At 62.8% G+C, this 20169-nt stretch carries 22 protein-coding genes; 12 read left to right on the top strand and 10 right to left on the bottom strand.

What is annotated here, in order from left to right; all coding sequences use genetic code 11:
* Positions 1 to 21: 21 nt before the first annotated feature.
* Together AC2FNY_RS18720 and AC2FNY_RS18715 are read right to left on the bottom strand one after the other, a co-directional pair.
* The gene (locus AC2FNY_RS18720; RefSeq protein ID WP_496803379.1) at positions 22 to 1470 is read right to left on the bottom strand and encodes a sulfatase family protein; all 1449 of its coding nucleotides are present in this window, start codon (positions 1468 to 1470) and stop codon (positions 22 to 24) included.
* An 18-nt stretch (positions 1471 to 1488) separates the two neighbouring features.
* Complete coding sequence (locus tag AC2FNY_RS18715; protein WP_496803378.1) at positions 1489 to 3051, bottom strand: AMP-binding protein; 1563 nt, start codon at positions 3049 to 3051, stop codon at positions 1489 to 1491.
* 325 nt (positions 3052 to 3376) lie between these two features.
* Between AC2FNY_RS18715 and rpsA the strand changes: the two genes are divergently transcribed.
* Positions 3377 to 5053 carry a 30S ribosomal protein S1 gene (gene rpsA / locus AC2FNY_RS18710; RefSeq protein ID WP_234140043.1) on the top strand — a complete coding sequence of 559 codons (1677 nt, stop codon included), beginning with the start codon at positions 3377 to 3379 and terminating at the stop codon, positions 5051 to 5053.
* A gap of 86 nt (positions 5054 to 5139) precedes the next feature.
* On the opposite strand, the gene AC2FNY_RS18705 is transcribed toward rpsA, so the two are convergent.
* A complete protein-coding gene (locus tag AC2FNY_RS18705) occupies positions 5140 to 6051 on the bottom strand; it encodes a glutaminase (RefSeq protein ID WP_496803377.1) in 912 nt (303 codons plus the stop codon).
* A gap of 360 nt (positions 6052 to 6411) precedes the next feature.
* Here AC2FNY_RS18705 and ihfB point away from each other — a divergent pair, with 360 nt between their 5' ends.
* The 8 genes from ihfB (at position 6412) to AC2FNY_RS18665 (ending at position 11313) form a co-directional block, all read left to right on the top strand.
* Positions 6412 to 6696, top strand: coding sequence for an integration host factor subunit beta (gene ihfB, locus AC2FNY_RS18700; RefSeq protein WP_011046553.1), 285 nt, complete (start codon positions 6412 to 6414; stop codon positions 6694 to 6696).
* 6 nt (positions 6697 to 6702) lie between these two features.
* Entirely contained in the window at positions 6703 to 7056 is a 354-nt protein-coding gene (locus AC2FNY_RS18695; RefSeq protein WP_234143598.1) for a lipopolysaccharide assembly protein LapA domain-containing protein, read from the top strand.
* Positions 7057 to 7064: 8 nt separating this feature from the next.
* Positions 7065 to 7715: a phosphoribosylanthranilate isomerase gene (locus tag AC2FNY_RS18690; RefSeq protein ID WP_496803376.1), complete on the top strand. Its 651-nt coding sequence runs from the start codon at positions 7065 to 7067 to the stop codon at positions 7713 to 7715.
* Positions 7716 to 7750: 35 nt separating this feature from the next.
* A complete protein-coding gene (locus AC2FNY_RS18685) occupies positions 7751 to 8011 on the top strand; it encodes an N-(5'-phosphoribosyl)anthranilate isomerase (protein WP_234140040.1) in 261 nt (86 codons plus the stop codon).
* Between the two features lie 105 nt (positions 8012 to 8116).
* Positions 8117 to 9367, top strand: a complete 1251-nt coding sequence (trpB, locus tag AC2FNY_RS18680; RefSeq protein ID WP_234140039.1) for a tryptophan synthase subunit beta — start codon at positions 8117 to 8119, stop codon at positions 9365 to 9367.
* Between the two features lie 300 nt (positions 9368 to 9667).
* Positions 9668 to 10174 carry a hypothetical protein gene (locus AC2FNY_RS18675; protein ID WP_234140038.1) on the top strand — a complete coding sequence of 169 codons (507 nt, stop codon included), beginning with the start codon at positions 9668 to 9670 and terminating at the stop codon, positions 10172 to 10174.
* A gap of 92 nt (positions 10175 to 10266) precedes the next feature.
* Positions 10267 to 10749 (top strand): hypothetical protein, encoded by a 483-nt coding sequence (locus AC2FNY_RS18670; protein WP_234140037.1) that lies wholly within the window; start codon positions 10267 to 10269, stop codon positions 10747 to 10749.
* A gap of 36 nt (positions 10750 to 10785) precedes the next feature.
* The gene (locus AC2FNY_RS18665) at positions 10786 to 11313 is read left to right on the top strand and encodes a helix-turn-helix transcriptional regulator (protein ID WP_234167261.1); all 528 of its coding nucleotides are present in this window, start codon (positions 10786 to 10788) and stop codon (positions 11311 to 11313) included.
* Here AC2FNY_RS18665 and AC2FNY_RS18660 read toward each other — a convergent pair.
* The 5 genes from AC2FNY_RS18660 to AC2FNY_RS18640 all read right to left on the bottom strand — a co-directional run bounded on the left by AC2FNY_RS18660 (position 11292) and on the right by AC2FNY_RS18640 (position 15681).
* Complete coding sequence (locus AC2FNY_RS18660; protein WP_234140035.1) at positions 11292 to 11669, bottom strand: DUF2237 family protein; 378 nt, start codon at positions 11667 to 11669, stop codon at positions 11292 to 11294. The genes AC2FNY_RS18665 and AC2FNY_RS18660 overlap by 22 nt on opposite strands.
* 9 nt (positions 11670 to 11678) lie before the next feature.
* Complete coding sequence (locus tag AC2FNY_RS18655; protein ID WP_496803375.1) at positions 11679 to 12842, bottom strand: serine hydrolase domain-containing protein; 1164 nt, start codon at positions 12840 to 12842, stop codon at positions 11679 to 11681.
* A 78-nt stretch (positions 12843 to 12920) separates the two neighbouring features.
* Complete coding sequence (pth, locus tag AC2FNY_RS18650) at positions 12921 to 13616, bottom strand: aminoacyl-tRNA hydrolase (protein ID WP_496803374.1); 696 nt, start codon at positions 13614 to 13616, stop codon at positions 12921 to 12923.
* Between the two features lie 141 nt (positions 13617 to 13757).
* A complete protein-coding gene (locus AC2FNY_RS18645; RefSeq protein ID WP_234177955.1) occupies positions 13758 to 14393 on the bottom strand; it encodes a 50S ribosomal protein L25/general stress protein Ctc in 636 nt (211 codons plus the stop codon).
* A 124-nt stretch (positions 14394 to 14517) separates the two neighbouring features.
* Positions 14518 to 15681 (bottom strand): alpha-hydroxy acid oxidase, encoded by a 1164-nt coding sequence (locus AC2FNY_RS18640; RefSeq protein WP_496803373.1) that lies wholly within the window; start codon positions 15679 to 15681, stop codon positions 14518 to 14520.
* A gap of 108 nt (positions 15682 to 15789) precedes the next feature.
* On the opposite strand from AC2FNY_RS18640, the gene AC2FNY_RS18635 reads away from it, so the two are divergent.
* A complete protein-coding gene (locus tag AC2FNY_RS18635) occupies positions 15790 to 16233 on the top strand; it encodes a MaoC family dehydratase (RefSeq protein WP_496803372.1) in 444 nt (147 codons plus the stop codon).
* A gap of 3 nt (positions 16234 to 16236) precedes the next feature.
* On the opposite strand, the gene trpA is transcribed toward AC2FNY_RS18635, so the two are convergent.
* Complete coding sequence (trpA, locus tag AC2FNY_RS18630) at positions 16237 to 17028, bottom strand: tryptophan synthase subunit alpha (protein ID WP_234140029.1); 792 nt, start codon at positions 17026 to 17028, stop codon at positions 16237 to 16239.
* Between the two features lie 78 nt (positions 17029 to 17106).
* Positions 17107 to 17595 (bottom strand): acyloxyacyl hydrolase, encoded by a 489-nt coding sequence (locus AC2FNY_RS18625; RefSeq protein WP_234140028.1) that lies wholly within the window; start codon positions 17593 to 17595, stop codon positions 17107 to 17109.
* A 183-nt stretch (positions 17596 to 17778) separates the two neighbouring features.
* On the opposite strand from AC2FNY_RS18625, the gene ychF reads away from it, so the two are divergent.
* Together ychF and AC2FNY_RS18615 are read left to right on the top strand one after the other, a co-directional pair.
* A complete protein-coding gene (gene ychF, locus AC2FNY_RS18620; RefSeq protein WP_496803371.1) occupies positions 17779 to 18876 on the top strand; it encodes a redox-regulated ATPase YchF in 1098 nt (365 codons plus the stop codon).
* 84 nt (positions 18877 to 18960) lie between these two features.
* Positions 18961 to 20127 (top strand): amidohydrolase family protein, encoded by a 1167-nt coding sequence (locus AC2FNY_RS18615; RefSeq protein ID WP_234167244.1) that lies wholly within the window; start codon positions 18961 to 18963, stop codon positions 20125 to 20127.
* Positions 20128 to 20169 lie beyond the last annotated feature (42 nt).

Here is a 20169-nt window from a genome sequence, read left to right as displayed (position 1 = left end):
CAAGCGCGCATCAATACGATGTCAGAGCGCGCTGCCTTCTTGCGGTGTGGGGGTGTGGTTGAAAACATAAGAATTGCGGCAGGCCTCTTCCCCGCCCAATTCCGCGATCCGCCGCCGCTGGTCGGCAAAGGCGCGGGTATTTACAGCTTCCGGGTCGCATATAAGGCGCAGGCGATGCTCTCCCTCGAGCAATGCGGCCCGGATTTCGGGGTCATCCAACGCGTGTTTGGCAAGGTCCACCAGTTCCTGCGGGTCGCTATCCAGATCGAAAAGCTGAGAGGCTTCGCCGACGTAGTGCACGTATTTCCAGCGCCCCCAACGCAGCATGAACGTGCCTGTGCGGGAGCCGCCGTCGTGATACTCGCTGAACCCGGCCCGCTCGGGATCATCTGGCGCAGTGGAGATAGCACGCAGTGACACTCCGGGCAGGTCCGCGCGCGCCGCTAACCCGCACACCTCGCGCGCGGTTGCGGCGATATCGGTGAGGCTGGTGCAGGTCGATACCCGGTGCCCGGCGGGGATGCCCGGGCCGGCGGCAATCATCGGCACACCGGCGCTGGCCTCGTACATAACCTGTTTGGTCCAGAAACCCTGGTCCCCCATCATGTCGCCATGGTCGGAAACATAGAGGATCACGGTGTTTTCGGCCTGTTCGCTGGCCTCAAGCGCGGCCAGTACCCGGCCCACGCAATCATCCATGAAGGAGGTGAGGCCATAATAGGCGGCTTTGGCAGCGCGCATCTTCTGTTCGTCGAAATAGGCGTCATAATTGAAGAACCCGCCGATGTTGCGCAATTCGGCATGATCCGGCAGGCCCAACCCATAGCCCACGGGCAGGTCCATGTCGTCTGGATCGTAGAACGTGGACCATTCCTCGGGACAGGTCAGCGGGTAATGCGGGCTGACCAGCGATACGAAGGCGGCCCAGGGCCGCTCTTGCCGGGCCGGGTTGGCCAGCCAGGTCTCGGCCGCAGCGGTGATGGCGCGGTCATACTCGGTATAGCTGCTGGAGCCGACACCGACATCGGCCGCCAACTCGGCGGCGGCGTCATAGGAGGGCGGGTTCTTGCGCAGCAGACCCACGGCCCAACCCACACCACCCACCACGTGCATTGGCAGGATCTCTTGCGAAAACCCGTTGTCATCCTCGGATGAGCGGAAATGCAGTTTACCGATAGAAACGACCTCACGCCCGGCATCGCGCAGGTCATGCATCCAGCTGCGTGGCTGTCCGGCATAGGGGGTGGCGCTGTCCCAATGGCCGGTCCTGTGGATCCAGTTGCCGGTGGCCAGCGCAGCCCGGGTCGGCACGCACATGGGCGAGGGGGTATAAGCGGCCTCGAACATCGTGCCGCGCGCGGCCAGCGCATCCAGGTTGGGTGTCTTGACGATGGGATGCCCTGCGCATCCCATCGCGTCCTTGCGATGCTCATCCGAGACGATCACCAGAAGATTGAGCGGCTCTGCCATGTCTGGTCGCCCCTTTCCTCAGGTTTGCCTGCCCTGCGCGTCCCGCAGCAGCCGACGCAGGATCTTGCCCGAGGCAGATTTCGGGATCTCGTCCACCACCTGCATCTGGCGCACCTGCTTGTAATGCGCCAGCCGGGTGTCGAGATACGCCTGCACCTCGGCCAGGCTCGGCCCCGCCTGACCGGCCGCCGCAACCACGAAGGCCAGCGGCACCTCGCCCGCCTCGTCATCGGGGGCGCCGATCACCGCCGCATCCGCGATGGCGGGATGGGTCAGCAATGCCGCCTCGACCTCGGCCGGAGCGACCTGGAATCCCTTGTACTTGATCAGTTCCTTGAGCCGGTCGGTGATATAAAGGAATCCGTCCTCGTCGAAATGGGCGATGTCGCCGGTGCGCAACCAGCCGCCCTCGACGATGGTGGCGCGGGTGGCGGCCTCGTTGTTGAGATATCCCTTCATCACCTGTGGCCCCCGTACCCACAATTCGCCATCTTCACCCAGCGGCAGGTCGGCGCCGGTCTCGGGGTCGACGATGCGGCATTCGGTGTTCGATATCGCCACGCCCGAGGCGCCCGGCTTGCCCTCTCCACGTGGCGAGACGTGACTGACCGGGCTGAGCTCGGTCATGCCATAACCCTGGTTCACCTTTGCACTGATGCGTCCCCCCAGCGCCTCGCCCACGTCACGGCCCAGCGGGGCGGCGGCGCAGAACACCTGTTCGACACAGGACAGATCGTAATTGGCCACTACCGGATGCTTGGCCAGCGCAATGGCGACCGGTGGCACGATCCACAGTCGAGGTGTGCGGTAGCGCGACACGCAGTCAAGATATTGCTCCAGATCGAAGCGCGGCAGCGTCACCAGGCCGCCACCGCCGGTCAGGTAAATGTTCATCAGCACCTGCAAGCCGTAGATGTGGAAGAATGGCAAAAAGGCGGTGGTCATCTCGCCGGGACGCAAATCGGCGGGCAACAGCGTCTGGTCGATATTCACCACCAGATTGCGATGCGTCAGCATCACCCCCTTGGGTAGCCCGGTGGTACCCGAAGAATAGGGCAGGACCACCACATGCTCGGACACGTCGACCGGCACTTGTTGTTCAAGCGGTGTGCCCATCAGCTCGCCGAATGACAGCATGCCCTCTGGCGCCTCTCCGACCACCACGATCCGGTCGACACCGGTCCCCTCGATCGCGGCCCGCGCGGTGTCCAGAAACGCGGGTATCGTCACCAGAACCGTGGCCCCGGCATCGTTCAGCTGATGATGCACTTCGGGCGCTGTATAGGTGGGGTTGATCGTGGTGATGGTGCCGCCGGCCCAGGCGACGCCGTGAAATGCGATGCAGTATTCGGGAAGGTTCGGCAGCATCAGTCCGACGCAAGTGCCCGCACCCATCCCGCGCGCGGTCAGCCCCCCGGCCAGGGCCTTGACCGCGTGGATGAACTGAGCGCCGCTATAGCTGCGCCCGCTGGGTCCATCGATCAGGATGGTCATCTTTGGGTCGATCCCCTCGAACACCCGTTCGGTGACGGTCTTGTCGCTCAGGGCGACGTCCTCGAATCTGCTCTTGATAATGGTCATCTGAAATTCTCCCCCTGAAGCCGGGCGCTGCCCGGTCAGGCCATGCTAGAGGCAGGCCCGTTATTTCCAAAGGAATAACACGGGGTGACCGGCAAACGATCTTGCGCTTCGGTGCCGAACCCCCTATAGAGCGCACGTCGATAAGGCGATTTGAGCCATAAAAGAATGAGACGGGCAGGGTCGGGAGTATCCGGCCCTCTTTGTTTTGTGGTGACAAGACCGGATCGTCTGACCAATCCGTGCCGCCCCGGCGGACATCAAACAAGACCGGCGGAGACAACCGCTCGGCCAGCAAAAACCGAACTGAAAAGGAAAACAACGCCGCATGGCTAACGCATCCATGGAGGAATTCGAAGCCCTCCTTAACGAAAGCTTCGAAATGGACACCCCCGAAGAGGGATCGGTTGTCAAAGGCAAGGTCATCGCGATCGAAGCGGGCCAGGCCATCATCGATGTCGGCTACAAGATGGAAGGCCGCGTCGAACTGAAAGAATTCGCAAATCCCGGCGAGGCCCCTGAGATTGCCGTTGGCGACGAGGTCGAAGTCTACCTGCGCGCCGCCGAGAACGCCCGTGGCGAAGCTGTCATCTCGCGCGAGATGGCCCGCCGCGAAGAGGCCTGGGACCGTCTGGAAAAAGCCTATGCCGACGACCAGCGCGTCGAAGGCGCGATCTTTGGTCGTGTCAAGGGTGGCTTTACCGTCGATCTGGGCGGTGCCGTGGCCTTCCTGCCCGGCTCTCAGGTCGATGTGCGCCCGGTGCGCGATGCCGGCCCGCTGATGGGTCTCAAGCAGCCCTTCCAGATCCTGAAAATGGACCGTCGCCGTGGCAACATCGTCGTGTCGCGCCGCGCCATCCTGGAAGAAAGCCGCGCCGAACAGCGCGCCGAAGTCATCGGCAACCTGACCGAAGGTCAGACCGTCGACGGCGTGGTCAAGAACATCACTGAATACGGTGCGTTCGTTGACCTGGGCGGTGTGGACGGCCTGCTGCACGTCACCGACATGGCATGGCGTCGCGTCAACCACCCCAACGAGATCCTGAACATCGGCGAGACCGTCAAGGTCCAGGTGATCAAGATCAACAAGGACACCCACCGTATCAGCCTGGGCATGAAACAGCTCCAGGAAGATCCGTGGGATCTGGTCGGTGCCAAGTATCCGCTGGAATCGGTGCATACCGGCCGCGTGACCAACATCACCGACTACGGCGCATTCGTCGAGCTGGAGCCGGGCGTCGAAGGCCTGGTGCACGTCTCGGAAATGTCCTGGACCAAGAAGAACGTCCACCCCGGCAAGATCGTTTCGACCAGCCAGGAAGTGGAAGTCATGGTTCTGGAGATCGACAGCGCCAAGCGTCGCGTGTCGCTGGGCCTGAAACAGACCATGCGCAACCCGTGGGAAGTCTTTGCCGAGACCCATCCCGAGGGCACCGTGGTCGAGGGCGAGGTCAAGAACATCACCGAATTCGGTCTGTTCATCGGCCTTCCGGGCGACATCGACGGCATGGTTCACCTGTCCGACCTGTCCTGGGACGAGCGCGGCGAAGACGCGATCCAGAACTATCGCAAGGGTGACATGGTCAAGGCCGTCGTCTCCGAAGTCGATATCGACAAGGAACGCATCTCGCTGTCGATCAAATCGGTTGGCGGCGACAAGTTCGCCGAGGCCGTTGGCGGCGTTAAGCGCGGTTCGATCATCACCGTGAACGTCACCGCGATCGAGGATGGCGGCATCGAGGTGGAATACGAAGGCATGAAATCCTTCATCCGCCGCTCCGACCTGTCGCGTGACCGTGCCGATCAGCGTCCCGAGCGCTTCTCGGTCGGTGACAAGGTCGATGTGCGCGTCACCAACGTGGACAGCAAGACCCGCCGTCTGGGCCTGTCGATCAAGGCGCGCGAGATCGCCGAAGAGAAAGAGGCCGTGGAACAGTACGGCTCGTCCGACTCGGGTGCATCGCTGGGCGATATCCTGGGCGCGGCGCTGAAGGGCGACAACTAAGTCCTGACCGACGTCTGAGCAAGAAAAGGCCCCGCAGGAGCGATCCTGCGGGGTTTTGCGTTCCATGGCGGTGGTTTGGCGTCGCCCTAACCGAAGATCGACCAGCCCGTCGCCCGCGCCAGTTGTTCGACCGCCAGCGTGCCAAGAGCGGAATTGCCATGTGGGTTCAGCCCGGGTGACCAGACCGCGATTGAGGCGCGACCGGGCGCAATGACCAGAATGCCGCCGCCAACACCGCTCTTGCCGGGCAGTCCGACGCGATAGGCGAAGTCGCCAGACCCGTCATAGTGGCCACAGGTCAGCATCAGTGCGTTGATCCGGCGCACGCTGTGGCGCGAGATCAGTGAGGGTGCGGCCGGCCCCCCGACAAGGAACCGGCCGGCCAGGGCAAGCTGGCGCGCAGTCATTTCTATCGCGCATTGGTGGAAGTAGGTGCCGCAGGTCAGATCCGGGCTGTTGACGAAGTTGCCATGCGCCGCGAGGAAATGCGCCAGGGCCATGTTGCGGTGGCCATGATCGGTTTCAGAGCGCGCCACGGACTCGTCGATATGGATGTTCTCATCATCCGCGGCAGCCCGCACGAAACGCAGGATCTCGCCCAGAACCTCTCGGGGTTGATGGCCGGCAAGAATGGCGTCGGTAACCACCAGCGCCCCCGCGTTGATGAAGGGGTTGCGGGGTATGCCGCCCTCGTGTTCGAGTTGCAAAATGGAATTGAAGGGCAGCCCGGACGGTTCCCGACCGACCCGCTGCCAAAGCCTGTCTCCCAGTCGACCGAGGGCCAGCGCAAGGGTGAAGACCTTGGAAACCGACTGGATGGAGAACGGCGTATCCGCATGTCCCGCGGCAAAGCATCGACCGTCGGCCAGAGCCAGCGCGATACCGAACTGCTCAGGGTCAACCGAGGCAAGTTCGGGGATGTAATCGGCGACACGGCCCTTGTCGGCGGTGGCGAGCATCCCTGCCGCGATCCCCTCGAGAAGGGTGGTATAGTTCATGTCGTCCATGTCTCCTCGCGCGTGGTCGCAAAGGCTCATACCTCTATCCTTACCTGCTGGCAAAACCGAACTTCCTGCTGTGACCTGGTTGAACGGGCCGGCCTATCGCTGGCGCGGAGCGTTCCGAATCAAGAGGCTTTGCATACGCAGCAATTGATCTTGGTAAGGCTCCGGCAAGGGGTCTCGTCCGGGAATCCGGGCCCATCGCCCTGCTGAATGACGGGTTTGTTGACGGTTATTTGCGGGCAAATGGCGAAATATGGCTTGGCCGCAATCGGTAACCTGTTTCCGCAGAAGGGTTTTCTGCCTATAGTCCCTGACATAAGAATGACGACCTTTGGCGTTGGGAGGGCCAGGCGCATGATCCGTTCGGAACTGATCCAGAAGATTGCCGATGAAAATCCGCACCTCTACCAGCGGGATGTCGAGCGGATCGTGAACACCGTTTTTGAGGAAGTCACCGACGCCATGGCACGCGGCGACCGGGTGGAACTGCGCGGTTTCGGCGCTTTCTCGGTCAAGAAGCGGGACGCGCGCATTGGTCGCAATCCCAGAACCGGCGATACGGTCCATGTAGAGGAAAAGCACGTGCCGTTCTTCAAGACCGGCAAGCTGCTGAGGGATCGCCTGAACGGAAAAGCCTGACCCATGATGCGCTATATTCGCTACGCCTTTCTTGCAACGCTCGGGATCATACTTGTCTCGGTGTCGCTGGCCAATCGCCAGATGGTGACGCTGAGCCTGCTGCCCGAAGACCTGGCCCATCTGCTGGGCGTCAACTTTTCGCTGACACTGCCTTTGTTCCTGGTGGTTCTGGGCGGGATCGCGTCGGGCGTGGTGATCGGATTTGTCTGGGAGTGGCTGCGCGAGCACAAGCATCGCCGCACGGCGGATGTAAAGCACCGCGAGGTGCGTAAGCTCGAGCGCGAAGTCAAGTCGCTCAAGAAGAAGCAGAACGAGGGCAAGGACGAGGTCCTGGCGATTCTCGACGATGCCGCTGCCTGATCGCTGAAATGGTCGACGACATTCGCGTCAAGATTTGCGGGCTGACCGATCCACAACAGCTGCGCGTCGCCGTTGAGGCGGGCGCGCGATACGTCGGCTTCGTGTTCTTTGCGAAATCACCCCGGCACCTGACGGTGGACCGAGCGGTTGAACTGGCGGTGTCGGTCCCGGTTGGGGTGGCCAAGGTGGCATTGGTGGTGAATCCAACCGATGCGGACCTGGATGCCATCACTGCCGCCGTTCCGCTCGACATGCTTCAGCTTCACGGCAAGGAAAGTCCCGCGCGCGTGACCGAGGTGAAGGCACGCTATGGTCTGCCAGTCATGAAGGCGATCGGGGTGGCCGAGGCAGCCGATCTGGCGCAGATCGACCTCTATTCCGATGTCGCGGACCAGTTGCTGATAGACGCCAAGCCGCCGTCAGGTGCGGACCTGCCCGGTGGCAACGGGCTGGCCTTTGACTGGCGGCTGCTGGCAGGGCGGAAGTATTGGCGCAAGCCCTGGATGCTGGCAGGCGGGTTGACGCCTGACAATGTGGGCGAGGCGATCCGTCTGACCGGGGCGGGGCAGGTCGATGTCTCGTCGGGCGTCGAATCCGCGCCGGGGGTCAAGGATGCCGGGCTGATCCGAGGTTTTCTTGCGGCTGCGCGGGCGCAGTAACCCATTCTTTACCGGGTCTTGCGCAATATGGCGCTATGAATCTCGCCCTCCCACCCCAGAGCCCTGAGCAATGGTTCGATCATTTGTTTACCGCCAAATCCGCCCGTTCCGGCGGTGTGGTGCGCCGCAAGGTACGGGACATGGAGCGCATGGTGGGGCGGGAGGTCTTTCTGGCAGAGATCCGGCGCCGTGGCTTTACGGCGGTCGAAAATGCCGGGCAGGTGATCGTGTTCTGCAACGCCGAGCCTGTCCGCCTGATCACGGCACGGGCACAAACTTTCTCTGAAAGTTTGTGATCAAATCCTGAACAGGATTTGATGTCAGACTTTCGCGAAAGTCTGACCGCTTTACCTTTCAGCGTTGTACCGCTAGTGCTGGACCGCGATACTAGGGAGCACGCCATGGCCAACGACCTTTTCAATTCCTTCATGTCCGGGCCTGATGAACAAGGCCGGTTTGGCATTTTCGGGGGACGCTTCGTCAGTGAAACGCTGATGCCGCTGATCCTGTCGCTGGAAGAGGAATACGAGAAGGCCAAGACCGACCCAAGCTTCTGGGCGGAGATGGATGATCTCTGGGCCAACTACGTGGGGCGCCCCTCGCCGCTCTATTTCGCTGAACGGCTGACCGAGCATCTGGGCGGCGCCAAGGTCTACATGAAGCGGGATGAGCTTAACCATACCGGCGCGCACAAGATCAACAATGTGCTGGGTCAGATCATCCTGGCGCGCCGAATGGGCAAGACCCGGATCATCGCCGAAACCGGCGCTGGGCAGCATGGTGTTGCGACCGCGACGGTCTGCGCCAAGTTCGGCCTGAAATGCGTGGTCTACATGGGCGCCCATGATGTGCGCCGCCAGGCGCCCAACGTGTTCCGCATGCGCTTGCTGGGGGCTGAGGTTATTCCGGTCACCTCAGGCCGTGGTACGCTCAAGGACGCGATGAACGACGCGCTGCGCGACTGGGTGACAAATGTGCGCGACACCTTCTACTGCATCGGCACGGTTGCGGGCCCGCACCCCTATCCGGCCATGGTACGCGATTTCCAGTCGATCATCGGCAAGGAAGCCAAGGAACAGATGATGAAAGCCGAGGGCCGTCTGCCCGATACCATCATCGCCGCGATCGGTGGCGGCTCCAACGCCATGGGTCTGTTCTACCCCTTCCTCGACGACAAATCGGTCAACATCATCGGGGTCGAGGCCGGTGGCAAGGGCGTCAACGAGAAGATGGAACATTGCGCCTCGCTGACCGGTGGCCGCCCCGGCGTGCTGCATGGCAACCGCACCTATCTGCTTCAGGACGACGACGGCCAGATCCTCGAAGGGTATTCGATCTCGGCGGGGCTCGATTATCCCGGCATCGGCCCGGAACACTCCTGGTTGCACGAGGTCGGGCGCGCCAAATATGTCTCGATCACCGACAAGGAAGCGTTGGAGGCGTTTCAGCTCTGCTGCGCGACCGAGGGGATCATTCCGGCGCTCGAACCCAGCCACGCGCTGGCCCACGTGATGAAAATCGCACCGGTCCTGCCCGAGGATCACATCATCTGCATGAATATGTGCGGCCGGGGCGACAAGGACATCTTTACCGTCGCCAAGTTCCTGCGCTTTGACATGTCCGATACCGAAGGCCGCGACGCCGAGGATTGAGTCGCCCTTTTCCGGGCGGCTATGGCCGAACGGTTTGGACCCTGTCGAATAAACCAAAGGCAGACGACAGCGGCCCCGGAGGCCGCTGTCTTCTTTTCTAGCGATGACGATCTAAGCAGAGATTTCGTGTAAGTATCAGATAATTATGATAAACATTTGTTTATCTGCCTCCACCCGTCTTGTTGGTGTCGCTCTAAACCGCAGACCCATTTCTCTCTTGGATCAGCTGTGCATCCTGATCTCTGTCGGTTGGTTTCCAACGGCATGCATTGGTGACGGAGGTATGAAATGCGAAAGACAATGACATCCAGGGTTGCACTTACAGCCGGAGCAATCCTTGTCGGCGGGCTGGTCGGTCTGGCCGAGGCGAGTGTGGTGCAGACTGATATGATTGCACCCGATCAATCGGGCCTGACCGGTGCGATCGCGGAAACTGCTGTAGGGAGCTTTGCGATTGCAAGTCGCGAGGATGACGGGCGTGGCCGGGGTCGTGGCCGCGGTGCGGATGACGGCCCGGACCATGACGCGGGTGACGACCATGGCGGTCGGGGCCGTGGTGCGGATGACGGCCCGGACCATGACGTGGGCGACGACCATGGCGGTCGGGGCCGTGGTGCGGATGACGGCCCGGACCATGACGTGGGCGACGACCATGGCGGTCGGGGCCGCGGTGCGGATGACGGCCCAGACCATGATGCAGGTGATGACCACGGCGGTCGCGGGCGCGGCGGGGATGATGGCCCCGGCCACGATGCGGGTGACGATCATGGCGGCCATGGCGATGATGGCCCGGGTGACGACGATTGAACGACCGGGGGTTGCCTTGATCCCGCGAAGCGGCAAACCTGCCGTGACTCCTGCCCTGATCAGGGCAGGAGTCTTGTTGATCAGGTAGGCAAATGGATCGCAGAAGCTTCATCACCTCCGGGCTTGTCCTGACACTCTGGACCGGAACCGCCTGGGCACAGTCCGGGACGGACGCCATCACGCGGCAACTCAAGGCGCAGGGCTATACCTCTGTCGAGGTCAGTCGGACGCTGCTCGGGCGTGCGCGGATCGTGGCTAAGCGCCCAGGCGAACAGCGTGAGATCATCGTAAACCCACGGACCGGCGAGATCTTGAGGGACTACTGGCAGGGTAACAGAAACAACGGAGGCGGGTTGCTCAACCGGTCCACCGAAAACGAGACCGAAACCGAGAACGAGGCCGAGGCCGACGACGGCAGCGGCCAGGGCCGTGGACGCGGCCGTGGTCGAGGGGGAGACGATTCGAGTTCGGGTAGCGGATCGGATGGCGATGACGGCGGTGACGATGGTGGCAACAGCGGCCACGGTGGAGGTGACGATGGCGACAGTGGGTCGGGAGGCGATGGTGACGACTGATTTTCTCTGGCCTACCGTCCGCCGGTCAACAGGCGCATGAGGGGCGTTCCGATCCTGTTGGCGATTGCTGTCGTTCAGACGGTGTGCGCGGTCTTCTTCGTGTCCGAAATCCTGCTGACCGTGATCGGCCTGCGCACCACGCCGATCAGCTGGCAGACCCGAGAGTTTCTCGAAATCGGTGCGGCTGTCGGATTGCTTCTCGGTGTAGTGCTGGGGTGGCTTGCTCTCAGCCGGACATGGCGGAGGGCGCGACAGGCGGAAGAGAAACTGCGAGCGGCCTCTGGCGCATTCATGGAGTTGCTGGACGAAAGGTTTGACGACTGGGGCCTGACGGCGGCTGAACGGGACGTGGCGCTTTTTGCGATCAAGGGGTGCAGCCTTCAGGAAATCGCGGCGCTGCGCAACACCTCCGAAGGCACGGTCAAGGCGCAAACCAATGCGATCTATCGTAAGGCGGGCGTATCTGGGCGCCCCCAATTGCTGGGCCTCTTCATCGAAGACCTGATGACCGGTGACCTGATGCCGGAACAGGCGGGCAAGGATCAGTCGCGCCGGATGGCGTGACGCTCCAGCACCTCCAGCGGGACGATTTCCAGCGCGCGCCTGTGGGTTGCCTCCAGGTGCACCTGCGGGCCACACCCCTCGTCGGCGGCCTGCATGAAACGCGCCGCACACAGGCACCAGCGGTCGCCGGGCTTCAGCCCGGCAAAGCCGAACTCGGGCCGAGGGGTGCTGAGGTCATTGCCGACATATTTGGAATAGGCGAGGAATTCGGCCGTCATCACGGCACATACCGTGTGGCTGCCCTGATCCTGCGCGCAGGTGTTGCAATGCCCGTCGCGAAAGAAGCCGGTGACGGGATCGGTCGAGCAGGGCGCCAGCGCTCCACCCAGAACATTGAGACTCGGGTCGGGTGTCATGATCCGATCCTAAAGGCTTTGCGCGATCTTGCGGAACATTTCGATATTGGCCTCGTTCACGCCATCGCCGCGAAAGCCGCGATCGGCGCCGGTGGTGACGATCACCACGCCGCGCGGCTGGTCGAAATAGATGTATTGGCCATAGACGCCGCGCGCCAGGAATTCGCCCGGACCGGCACCAACCGGGATCCACCATTGATAGCCATAGCCGATCTTGCCGGGCGCGGTCGGGGCGCTGGCGGCGGTCGAGGCGGCGATCCAGTCCGCCGGCACAACCTGTTTGCCGCCATAGCTACCATTCTCAAGGATCATCTGGCCGAACCGGGCATAGTCACGGGTGGTGAAATTGAGCCCACCCAGCACAAAGGCCACGCCCGCGCCATCGGTGATGTAGTAGCCGTCACGCTCCAACCCCAGCGGCGCGATTATCTTTTCGGTCAACAGGTCGGTGACGCTGCGCCCCGTTGCACCCCGGATCACCATGCCGATCACATGGGTGTCGATCGAGACATATTGCCAGGTCTCGCCGGGGGCGGCGAAACTGTCGGTGAAACTGGCCGAGAAATCGTCCAGCGTGCCGCCAAGCGCCACCACCCGGCCCATCCGGTTGATATCGGAATTCTTGTCGAAATAGTCCTCGTCGAATGTGACGCCGCTGGCCATGTTCAGCACGTTGCGGATGCTGGCGGTCTCATAGGCGCTGCCTTTGAGCTGGGGGGCGTATTTGACAACCGGATCGTCGATGGAGGCGATGGCGCCCTCGTTCAGCAGAACACCGAACAGCGCCGAAAGGTAACTCTTGGCTACCGACCACGAGATGCGGCGATCGTCGGGTCCGGTGCCGAGATAATACTCCTCGAACCGGATCTGGCCGTCCTTTATGACAAGAAGAGAAGTGACCGCCCTTTCCTCGACCCAGTCTGCGCCGCCGGTGGGCAGCTCAAAGGCGGCGCCATGGGGCAGGTCCGAGGTGGGGCCATTGCCCCGGGCGACCGGGGCGGTCAGAAAGGCCGCGTCCATATGCGAGAAGTTGGAGACGATCTTTTCGGCGTTGAAGAGAGAGTTCACGGCGAGCAGCCGGTTGATCTCTTCCCATTTCCAGACGCCGATGACGCCTGCGGCCAGGATCAGGGCCAGCAGGACCCGGCCCAGCCATTTTCCGAATACGCGCATGTCACTCCTCCGATGGGACCATGCGGGCAGCGTGACAAGGCCGGGGGCGCCGTGCAACCGCTACGTGGCGGCAGCGGGTTATTTGAACCGGTCGACCAGCTTTTGCAGCGCGCTGCGGTCGTCGGGCCGGGGCGTGGGGTCCGGGGCTGGCGCTGCTTTTTCGGGCGTTGCCGATGGCGGACGGGCTGTTCCGGTTGACGAGCGCGGAGGCGCGGTGCGCTGGGCGACCGCGTTCATGAACCGCGCCCCGTCTCCGGCGGCCAGATGCGGCGCGCCGTCCGAGACACCACGCAGCACATTGTCCAGCCAGTCCTCGTCCGCGCGGGCGAAATCATGCAGAACATAGCCTGCCACTGCCTCTTTGCGGCCGGGATGCCCGATGCCCAGCCGCACCCGGTCATAGGCGGCGCCGATATGGTCGTGGATCGAGCGCAGGCCGTTATGGCCGGCATGTCCGCCGCCTGCTTTCACCTTGACCTTGCCGGGGGCAAGGTCAAGCTCGTCATGCAGGACAGTGATGTCAGTGCTGTCGAGCTTGTAGAACCGCATCGCCTCGCCCACCGACTGGCCCGAGCGGTTCATGAAGGTTTCGGGCTTCAGCAGCAGTACCTTTTCGCTGCCCAGCCGCCCCTCGGCGATCTGGCCCTGAAACTTGGCCCGCCACGGGCCAAAGCCGTGATCCTCGGCGATCCGGTCCAGCGCCATAAAGCCGATGTTATGCCGGTTGCGGGCGTATTTCGCGCCGGGGTTTCCCAGTCCGACGAACAATCGCATGTCGGGCCTCTTGCTTTGCCAGTTGCCGGTCCTTCTTGCCGCTTGCGGCTGCAAAAGGCCAGACGGCCCTCTGGGCCTGACTACAAAAAAAGGCGGGGCCAAACGCGGCCCCGCCTTCTGATGGGTTGACGGTCGCGAAGATTATTCTTCGGCGTCGCCTTCGGCCTCTTCGCCTTCGGCTTCTTCATCGTCAGACGAGGATGCCAGGCCCGACGGGGCCGAGATGTTGGCGATCACGAAGTCGCGGTCGATGGTCGGCTTGGCGCCGGCGGGCAGATTGACGCTGGAAATGGTCACGACGTCACCGATGTTCAGACCGGACAGGTCGACGGTGATGCTTTCGGGAATGTCGCCTGCGGTGACTTCCAGTTCCACCTCGGGGCGCACCACGGTCAGCACGCCGCCCTTCTTCAGGCCCGGAGCCGCCGCATGGTTCACGAAGTCCACGTGGATGAACAGCTTGATCCGGCTGGTGCGGCGCAGGCGCATCAGGTCCAGGTGGGTCGGCAGGTCCTTGACCACGTCACGCTGCACGTCGCGGCAGATCACGCGGACATCTTCGTGGCCTTCGACCTTGAGGTTGAAGAGCGTCGATTTGAACCGGCCCGCCTTCAGCATCTTGAGCAGACGGTTGAAGGGGATCTGGATCGGCAGAGGATCGTTGTCGCCACCAAACACAATGCCCGGAACCATGCCGTCGCGGCGTGCCTGACGAGCGGCGCCCTTGCCTGTCCCCGTCCGTTCCAGAGCTACGAGATCAGGAATCTCACCAGCCATGATAATATCTCCAATGTTAGGGCGGGGCTCCTCCAAGGCTGTAGCCCCGCGTGAAGCCGCGCTCTTACAGTGGATCGGGGCCAAAGGAAAGGGGGATTCGCCCGATTTTGCCCCGTTTGCCGGTTCAGACCCAGCGGCCGCCGAAATCCTCGGGCACCAGCAGGTTGTGGCGGCCCAGGTTCGCCACGTTCTTTTCCCCGCACAGGGCCATGGTGACGTCAAGCTCGCGGTGGATCACTTCCAGCGCCTTGGTCACCCCAGCTTGCCCCATGGCACCCAGACCATAGACAAAGGCGCGCCCGATCATGGTGCCCTTGGCCCCCAGCGCCAGCGCCTTGAGCACGTCCTGACCCGAACGGATGCCGCTGTCCAGATGCACCTCGATGTCGCCGCCCACCGCATCCATGATTTCGGGCAGAACGCGGATTGAGCTGAGCGCGCCATCGAGTTGGCGGCCACCGTGGTTCGAGACCACGATGGCATCGGCGCCCAGTTTGGCCGCCATTTTTGCATCCTCGGCATCCAGGATACCCTTGAGGATCACCTTGCCGTCCCATTGCTCCATCAGTTTGGCGACCTTGCCCCAGTCAAGCGTCGGGTCGAACTGCTCGGCGGTCCAGGCGCCCAGATTGGCGGTGTCCGACACGCCCTGCACATGGCCCACGATATTGCCGAAATTGCGCCGCTTGGCGCCCAGCATCTCGATCCCCCAGGCCCATTTGGTCATCAGGTTGGCGATGGTCCTGGGCGTCAGTTTCGGCGGGGCGGACAGGCCGTTCTTCAGATCCTTGTGCCGCTGGCCCAGGATTTGCAGGTCGAGCGTGATCACCAGCGCCGAACACTTGGCGGCCTTGGCCCGCTGGATCAGGCGGCTGGTATAGTCGGTGTCGCGCATGGTGTAGAGCTGGAACCAGAAGGGACGGCCCGTGGCCTCGGCCACCTCCTCGATCGAGTTGATCGACATCGTCGACAACGTAAAGGGAACGCCGAATTCGTTGGCGGCGCGGGCGGCCTTGATCTCGCCATCGGCGTTCTGCATGCCGGTCAGCCCCACGGGTGCCAGCGCCACCGGCATCGCCACGTCCTGCCCGACCATCTGGCTGGCGGTCGAACGGCCGGACATGTCGACGGCAACCCGCTGGCGCAAGCGGATCAGGTCGAAATCCGAGCTGTTCTCGCGAAAGGTCTGTTCTGTCCAGCTGCCGCTTTCGGCATAATCGTAGAACATGCGCGGCACGCGGCGTTCATAGATCCGCTTGAGATCTTCGATATTGGTGATGACGGCCATATCCTGTCCCTCAAAATTGGTTAAATTTGTTTACCAATATTTTTGCCGCTTGGCAACTCGGTCTGGCCGCGACACTGTGCACCGGGCGCTTTAGCAAGGGCAGAGGGCATGATGAAATACTGGGAGGATTTTCCGGTCGGGTTCCGCTACGAGTCCGACCCGTGGGAAATGACGGGTGACGAGATCATGGATTTCGCGCGCAAATGGGACCCGCAACCGTTCCACATCGACCCCGAGGCCGCCAAGGACGGCCCGTTCGGGGGGATCATCGCCAGCGGCTGGCACACGCTCGTCACCGCGTTCGAGCGTTGGTATGCATCGGGCCTCTGGGCCGAGGCCTCGATGGGGTCTCCAGGTATGACCGATGTAAAGTGGATGGTGCCCGTGCGCCCCGGCGACTTGCTGCGGGTGGTGGCAACGGTCACCGAGAGTACCGCGTCGCGTTCGCGACCCGACCGTGGCCGGATCACGGTGCTGAGCGAGATCTACAATCAGGACGGCCAAAAGGTTGCCGAATATTCAGGCATCAACATCCTGCGGCGCCGGCCCTGACGCTCAGGCGCTGTGCGCGCCGTCCGCCAGCGATTTGACAAAGGCCAGAACCTCGGCCACCGGTTTGCCCGCGCCGATCTGGCTCACGATGGCCGAACCGACAACGGCGCCATCGGCGACGCTGGCGATGGCGCGCGATTTCTCGGGCGTGTTGATCCCGAAGCCCACGATAATCGGCAGGTCGGTCGCCGCCTTGATCCGGGCCACTTCGGGGCCGACATCGGTCGCCTGCGCCTCGGCCGCGCCGGTGATCCCGGTGATCGAGACGTAGTAGACAAAGCCCGATGTGTTTTGCAGCACGCGCGGCAGACGCTTGTCGTCGGTCGTCGGCGTGGCGAGCCGGATGAAGTTCAAACCGGCCGCTTGTGCGGGCAGGCACAATTCGGCGTCTTCCTCGGGCGGCAGGTCGACCACGATCAGCCCGTCGATACCGGCGGCCTTGGCATCGGCCAGAAACCGGTCGACGCCGCGATTGTAGATCGGGTTGTAATAGCCCATCAGGACGATGGGCGTGCTGTTGTCGGTCTTTCGGAACTCGGTCGCCAGATCCAGTGTCCGCTGAAGCGTCATGCCGCCATCAAGCGCACGCTGGCCAGCCAGCTGGATCGTGGGGCCGTCCGCCATGGGGTCGGTAAAGGGAAGACCCAGTTCTATAACATCCACCCCAGCGCCGGGCAGGCCCTTGACCAGCTCCAGCGAGGTGTCGAAATCCGGATCCCCCGCCATCACATATGAGACAAAGGCCTTTTTGCCTTGGGCTTTCAACTCGGCGAATTTGGCGTCGATACGGGTCATCGGGCGTCCTTGCGTTCTGCTATCGGCCTGATGTGCAGAAAACCGTGCCGAAAATCAATCCCACACCCGACGCGCAGCTCAGAAAGAGCGGTGGAACCGCAGCAGAACCGAGTTGACTCCCGGGTTGAACTCGGAAATCGAGGCATTCGATTTATGCGTGATCGCCAGCGACAGCGCATCGCCATTGTCAAAGCGGTAACCGACGCCAAACAGGCTGCGCACCTCGAACCGGCTGCCCAGCGTGTTGCTGTCCTCACCCTCGAAATAGACGCCGGGCAGCACGCTGGCCTCGATGAACCAGTTTCTGTCCAGGGCATATTCTCCGGCAACGCCCGCGCCCAGGTGGAAATCACCATTCGCATGCAGCGTCGCCGCCGCGGCCAACCGGGCGCTGAGGCGACCCCGCTCCCAGAACGGCGTGTGCTGGTATTCCAGTGACAGAACCCCCTGATCTTGGGACTGCTCGTGCTGGAAATCCGCGTATCCCGCGCCAAGGATAAGGGATTGCGCCTGCGTTGTGCCGGCAAGCCCAAAGGCCAGGATCGCGGAGAGAAGGAACTGTTTCATATCGCTGCCATTTCTTGTGACGGTGTTCGGCAGGAGAAATGTGTACCGATCGGTAACCCATCAAGTCGCCTCACGCGGGGCTTGCGCAGTCGTGAAGGGGTGAAACATGCCGATGCGCGCGCGGCTTGCGCATTTGCGCCGACCCGCCTAGAAGGCCCCGTCAGATGGCATCAGGAGACGGTCATGGGTTTCAAAATGGGTATCGTGGGTCTGCCGAATGTGGGCAAGTCGACCCTGTTCAACGCATTGACCCGCACCGCGGCGGCGCAGGCGGCAAACTTCCCCTTCTGCACCATCGAGCCCAATGTGGGCGAGGTGGGCGTGCCCGATGCTCGGCTGGACAAGCTGGCCGCGATTGCCAAGTCGAAACAGATCATCCCGACCCGCATGACATTTGTGGACATCGCCGGGCTGGTCAAAGGCGCCTCCAAGGGCGAAGGGCTGGGCAACCAGTTCCTGGCCAATATCCGCGAGGTCGACGCCATCGCCCATGTTCTGCGCTGTTTCGAGGACGGCGACGTGACCCATGTCGAGGGCCGCGTCGACCCGGTGGCCGATGCCGAGACCATCGAGACCGAACTGATGCTGGCCGATCTGGAAAGCATCGAGAAGCGCCGGGCCAATCTGGTGCGCAAGCTCAAGGGCAATGACAAGGACGCGCAACAGCAGGACCGTTTGCTGGCCGCGGCGCAGGCCGCGCTCGAAGACGGCAAGCCCGCCCGCGTGGTCGAGGTCAGCGACGAGGACGCCAAGGCGTGGAAGATGCTGCAACTGTTGACCACCAAGCCGGTGCTATACGTCTGCAACGTGGGCGAGGCCGAGGCGGCCAAGGGCAATGCCCATTCCGCCCGCGTCGCTGAAATGGCCGCCGCGCAGGGCAACAGCCACGTGATCATCTCGGCCCAGATCGAAGAAGAGATCAGCCAACTCGAAGATGACGAGGCCGCCATGTTCCTCGAAGAGATGGGGCTGGAAGAGGCCGGGCTCGACCGGCTGATCAAGGCCGGATATGCGCTCTTGCATCTGGAAACCTATTTCACCGTCGGCCCGAAAGAGGCGCGCGCCTGGACCATCCGTCAGGGCACCGCTGCGCCGCAGGCGGCGGGCGTGATCCACGGCGATTTCGAAAAGGGCTTCATCCGCGCCGAAACCATCGCCTATGACGACTATATCGCCTGCAATGGCGAGCAGGGCGCCAAAGAGGCTGGCAAAATGCGGGCCGAGGGCAAAAGCTATGTCGTCAAGGACGGCGACGTGCTGCACTTCCTCTTCAACACCTGACCCGATGGGCCGGACAGCCGGCGCTTGACCGAATCCCCGCCTATGTTAGCGTGCTAACGAGTTTCTCGTTTCGCGGAGGGCGCCATGTCGGGCAAGCTTGTCATCACCAATATCGGCCTGTTGCTGTCGGGCAAGATGGAAGAGCCGATCTATGACGGCGATTGCGTCATTGCCATCGACGGACGGATCTCGGACTGGGGATACGAGGGTGATCTGGATACCGAAGGCGCCGACACGCTGATCGACGCCAATGGCGTCACCCTGGCGCCGGGCCTGATCGACAGCCATGTCCACCCGGTGGTGGGGGATTATACCCCGCGCCAGCAACAGCTGCACTGGATCGACAGCACCCTGCACGGGGGCGTGACCACGCTGATTTCGGCGGGCGAGGTGCATATGCCGGGCCGCCCCAAGGATATCGTCGGCCTCAAGGCGATGGCGATCGCGGCACAGCGCTGGTACGAGAATTTCCGCCCCTCGGGTGTCAAGGTGATGGCCGGTGCTCCGGTGATCGAACACGGCATGGTCGAGCAGGATTTCAAGGAACTGGCTGATGCCGGGGTCAAGCTGCTGGGCGAGGTCGGTCTGGGTACGGTCAAGGACGGCAAGACCGCCCGTCAGATGGTCGATTGGGCGCGCAAATACGGCATCCAGTCCACCATTCATACCGGCGGCCCCTCGATCCCCGGCTCGGGCCTGATTGACGCGGACATGGTGCTGGAAACCGGGACGGATGTGATCGGACATATCAACGGCGGCCATTCGGCGCTGCCCGACGACCAGATCATGTGCCTGTGCGAAAGCTGCACCGCCGGGCTGGAGATCGTGCATAACGGCAACGAGCGCGCCGCGCTTTTGACGCTGAACACCGCGCGCGAGTTGAAGCAGATGGACCGGATCATTCTGGGCACCGATGGGCCGGCGGGCTCGGGCGTGCAGCCGCTGGGCATCCTGCGCATGGTGGCGATGCTGTCGGCGCTGGGCAATGTCCCGGCCGAGATCGCCTTCTGCTTTGCCAACGGCAACACCGCCCGTCAGCGCGAGCTGGATACCGGGTTGCTGGAGCGGGGCTATGCCGCCGATTTCGTGCTGATGGATCAGGCGCAGCATGCGCCGGGCAAAACCCTTCTGGAATCGGTGCAGCTGGGCAATCTGCCCGGTGTCGGCATGACCGTGATCGACGGGGTGGTGCGCAGCGAGCGCAGCCGCAACACCCCGCCCGCAACCCGCTTGCCCCGGATCGTCAGCTAGGGCAGAACCTGCCCTGACGTCACCGGCAGGGAAAGGGCAGGC

This window comes from Ruegeria sp. BHSC223, from assembly GCF_059613025.1.
This window is presented reverse-complemented; position numbering and strand designations above follow the sequence as displayed.

Bases quoted from the DNA above. Each gene is read 5' to 3' on its own strand.
- AC2FNY_RS18720 (WP_496803379.1), bottom strand. From the start codon at position 1,470: ATGGCAGAGCCGCTCAATCTTCTGGTGATCGTCTCGGATGAGCATCGC.
- AC2FNY_RS18670 (WP_234140037.1), top strand. From the start codon at position 10,267: ATGGATCGCAGAAGCTTCATCACCTCCGGGCTTGTCCTGACACTCTGG.
- AC2FNY_RS18640 (WP_496803373.1), bottom strand. From the start codon at position 15,681: ATGGCCGTCATCACCAATATCGAAGATCTCAAGCGGATCTATGAACGC.
- AC2FNY_RS18705 (WP_496803377.1), bottom strand. From the start codon at position 6,051: ATGAACTATACCACCCTTCTCGAGGGGATCGCGGCAGGGATGCTCGCC.
- AC2FNY_RS18675 (WP_234140038.1), top strand. From the start codon at position 9,668: ATGACATCCAGGGTTGCACTTACAGCCGGAGCAATCCTTGTCGGCGGG.
- AC2FNY_RS18615 (WP_234167244.1), top strand. From the start codon at position 18,961: ATGTCGGGCAAGCTTGTCATCACCAATATCGGCCTGTTGCTGTCGGGC.
- pth (WP_496803374.1), bottom strand. From the start codon at position 13,616: ATGCGATTGTTCGTCGGACTGGGAAACCCCGGCGCGAAATACGCCCGC.
- AC2FNY_RS18655 (WP_496803375.1), bottom strand. From the start codon at position 12,842: ATGCGCGTATTCGGAAAATGGCTGGGCCGGGTCCTGCTGGCCCTGATC.
- AC2FNY_RS18635 (WP_496803372.1), top strand. From the start codon at position 15,790: ATGATGAAATACTGGGAGGATTTTCCGGTCGGGTTCCGCTACGAGTCC.
- AC2FNY_RS18645 (WP_234177955.1), bottom strand. From the start codon at position 14,393: ATGGCTGGTGAGATTCCTGATCTCGTAGCTCTGGAACGGACGGGGACA.
- AC2FNY_RS18690 (WP_496803376.1), top strand. From the start codon at position 7,065: ATGGTCGACGACATTCGCGTCAAGATTTGCGGGCTGACCGATCCACAA.
- AC2FNY_RS18660 (WP_234140035.1), bottom strand. From the start codon at position 11,669: ATGACACCCGACCCGAGTCTCAATGTTCTGGGTGGAGCGCTGGCGCCC.
- AC2FNY_RS18715 (WP_496803378.1), bottom strand. From the start codon at position 3,051: ATGACCATTATCAAGAGCAGATTCGAGGACGTCGCCCTGAGCGACAAG.
- ihfB (WP_011046553.1), top strand. From the start codon at position 6,412: ATGATCCGTTCGGAACTGATCCAGAAGATTGCCGATGAAAATCCGCAC.
- AC2FNY_RS18665 (WP_234167261.1), top strand. From the start codon at position 10,786: ATGAGGGGCGTTCCGATCCTGTTGGCGATTGCTGTCGTTCAGACGGTG.
- trpB (WP_234140039.1), top strand. From the start codon at position 8,117: ATGGCCAACGACCTTTTCAATTCCTTCATGTCCGGGCCTGATGAACAA.
- ychF (WP_496803371.1), top strand. From the start codon at position 17,779: ATGGGTTTCAAAATGGGTATCGTGGGTCTGCCGAATGTGGGCAAGTCG.
- trpA (WP_234140029.1), bottom strand. From the start codon at position 17,028: ATGACCCGTATCGACGCCAAATTCGCCGAGTTGAAAGCCCAAGGCAAA.
- AC2FNY_RS18695 (WP_234143598.1), top strand. From the start codon at position 6,703: ATGCGCTATATTCGCTACGCCTTTCTTGCAACGCTCGGGATCATACTT.
- rpsA (WP_234140043.1), top strand. From the start codon at position 3,377: ATGGCTAACGCATCCATGGAGGAATTCGAAGCCCTCCTTAACGAAAGC.
- AC2FNY_RS18685 (WP_234140040.1), top strand. From the start codon at position 7,751: ATGAATCTCGCCCTCCCACCCCAGAGCCCTGAGCAATGGTTCGATCAT.
- AC2FNY_RS18625 (WP_234140028.1), bottom strand. From the start codon at position 17,595: ATGAAACAGTTCCTTCTCTCCGCGATCCTGGCCTTTGGGCTTGCCGGC.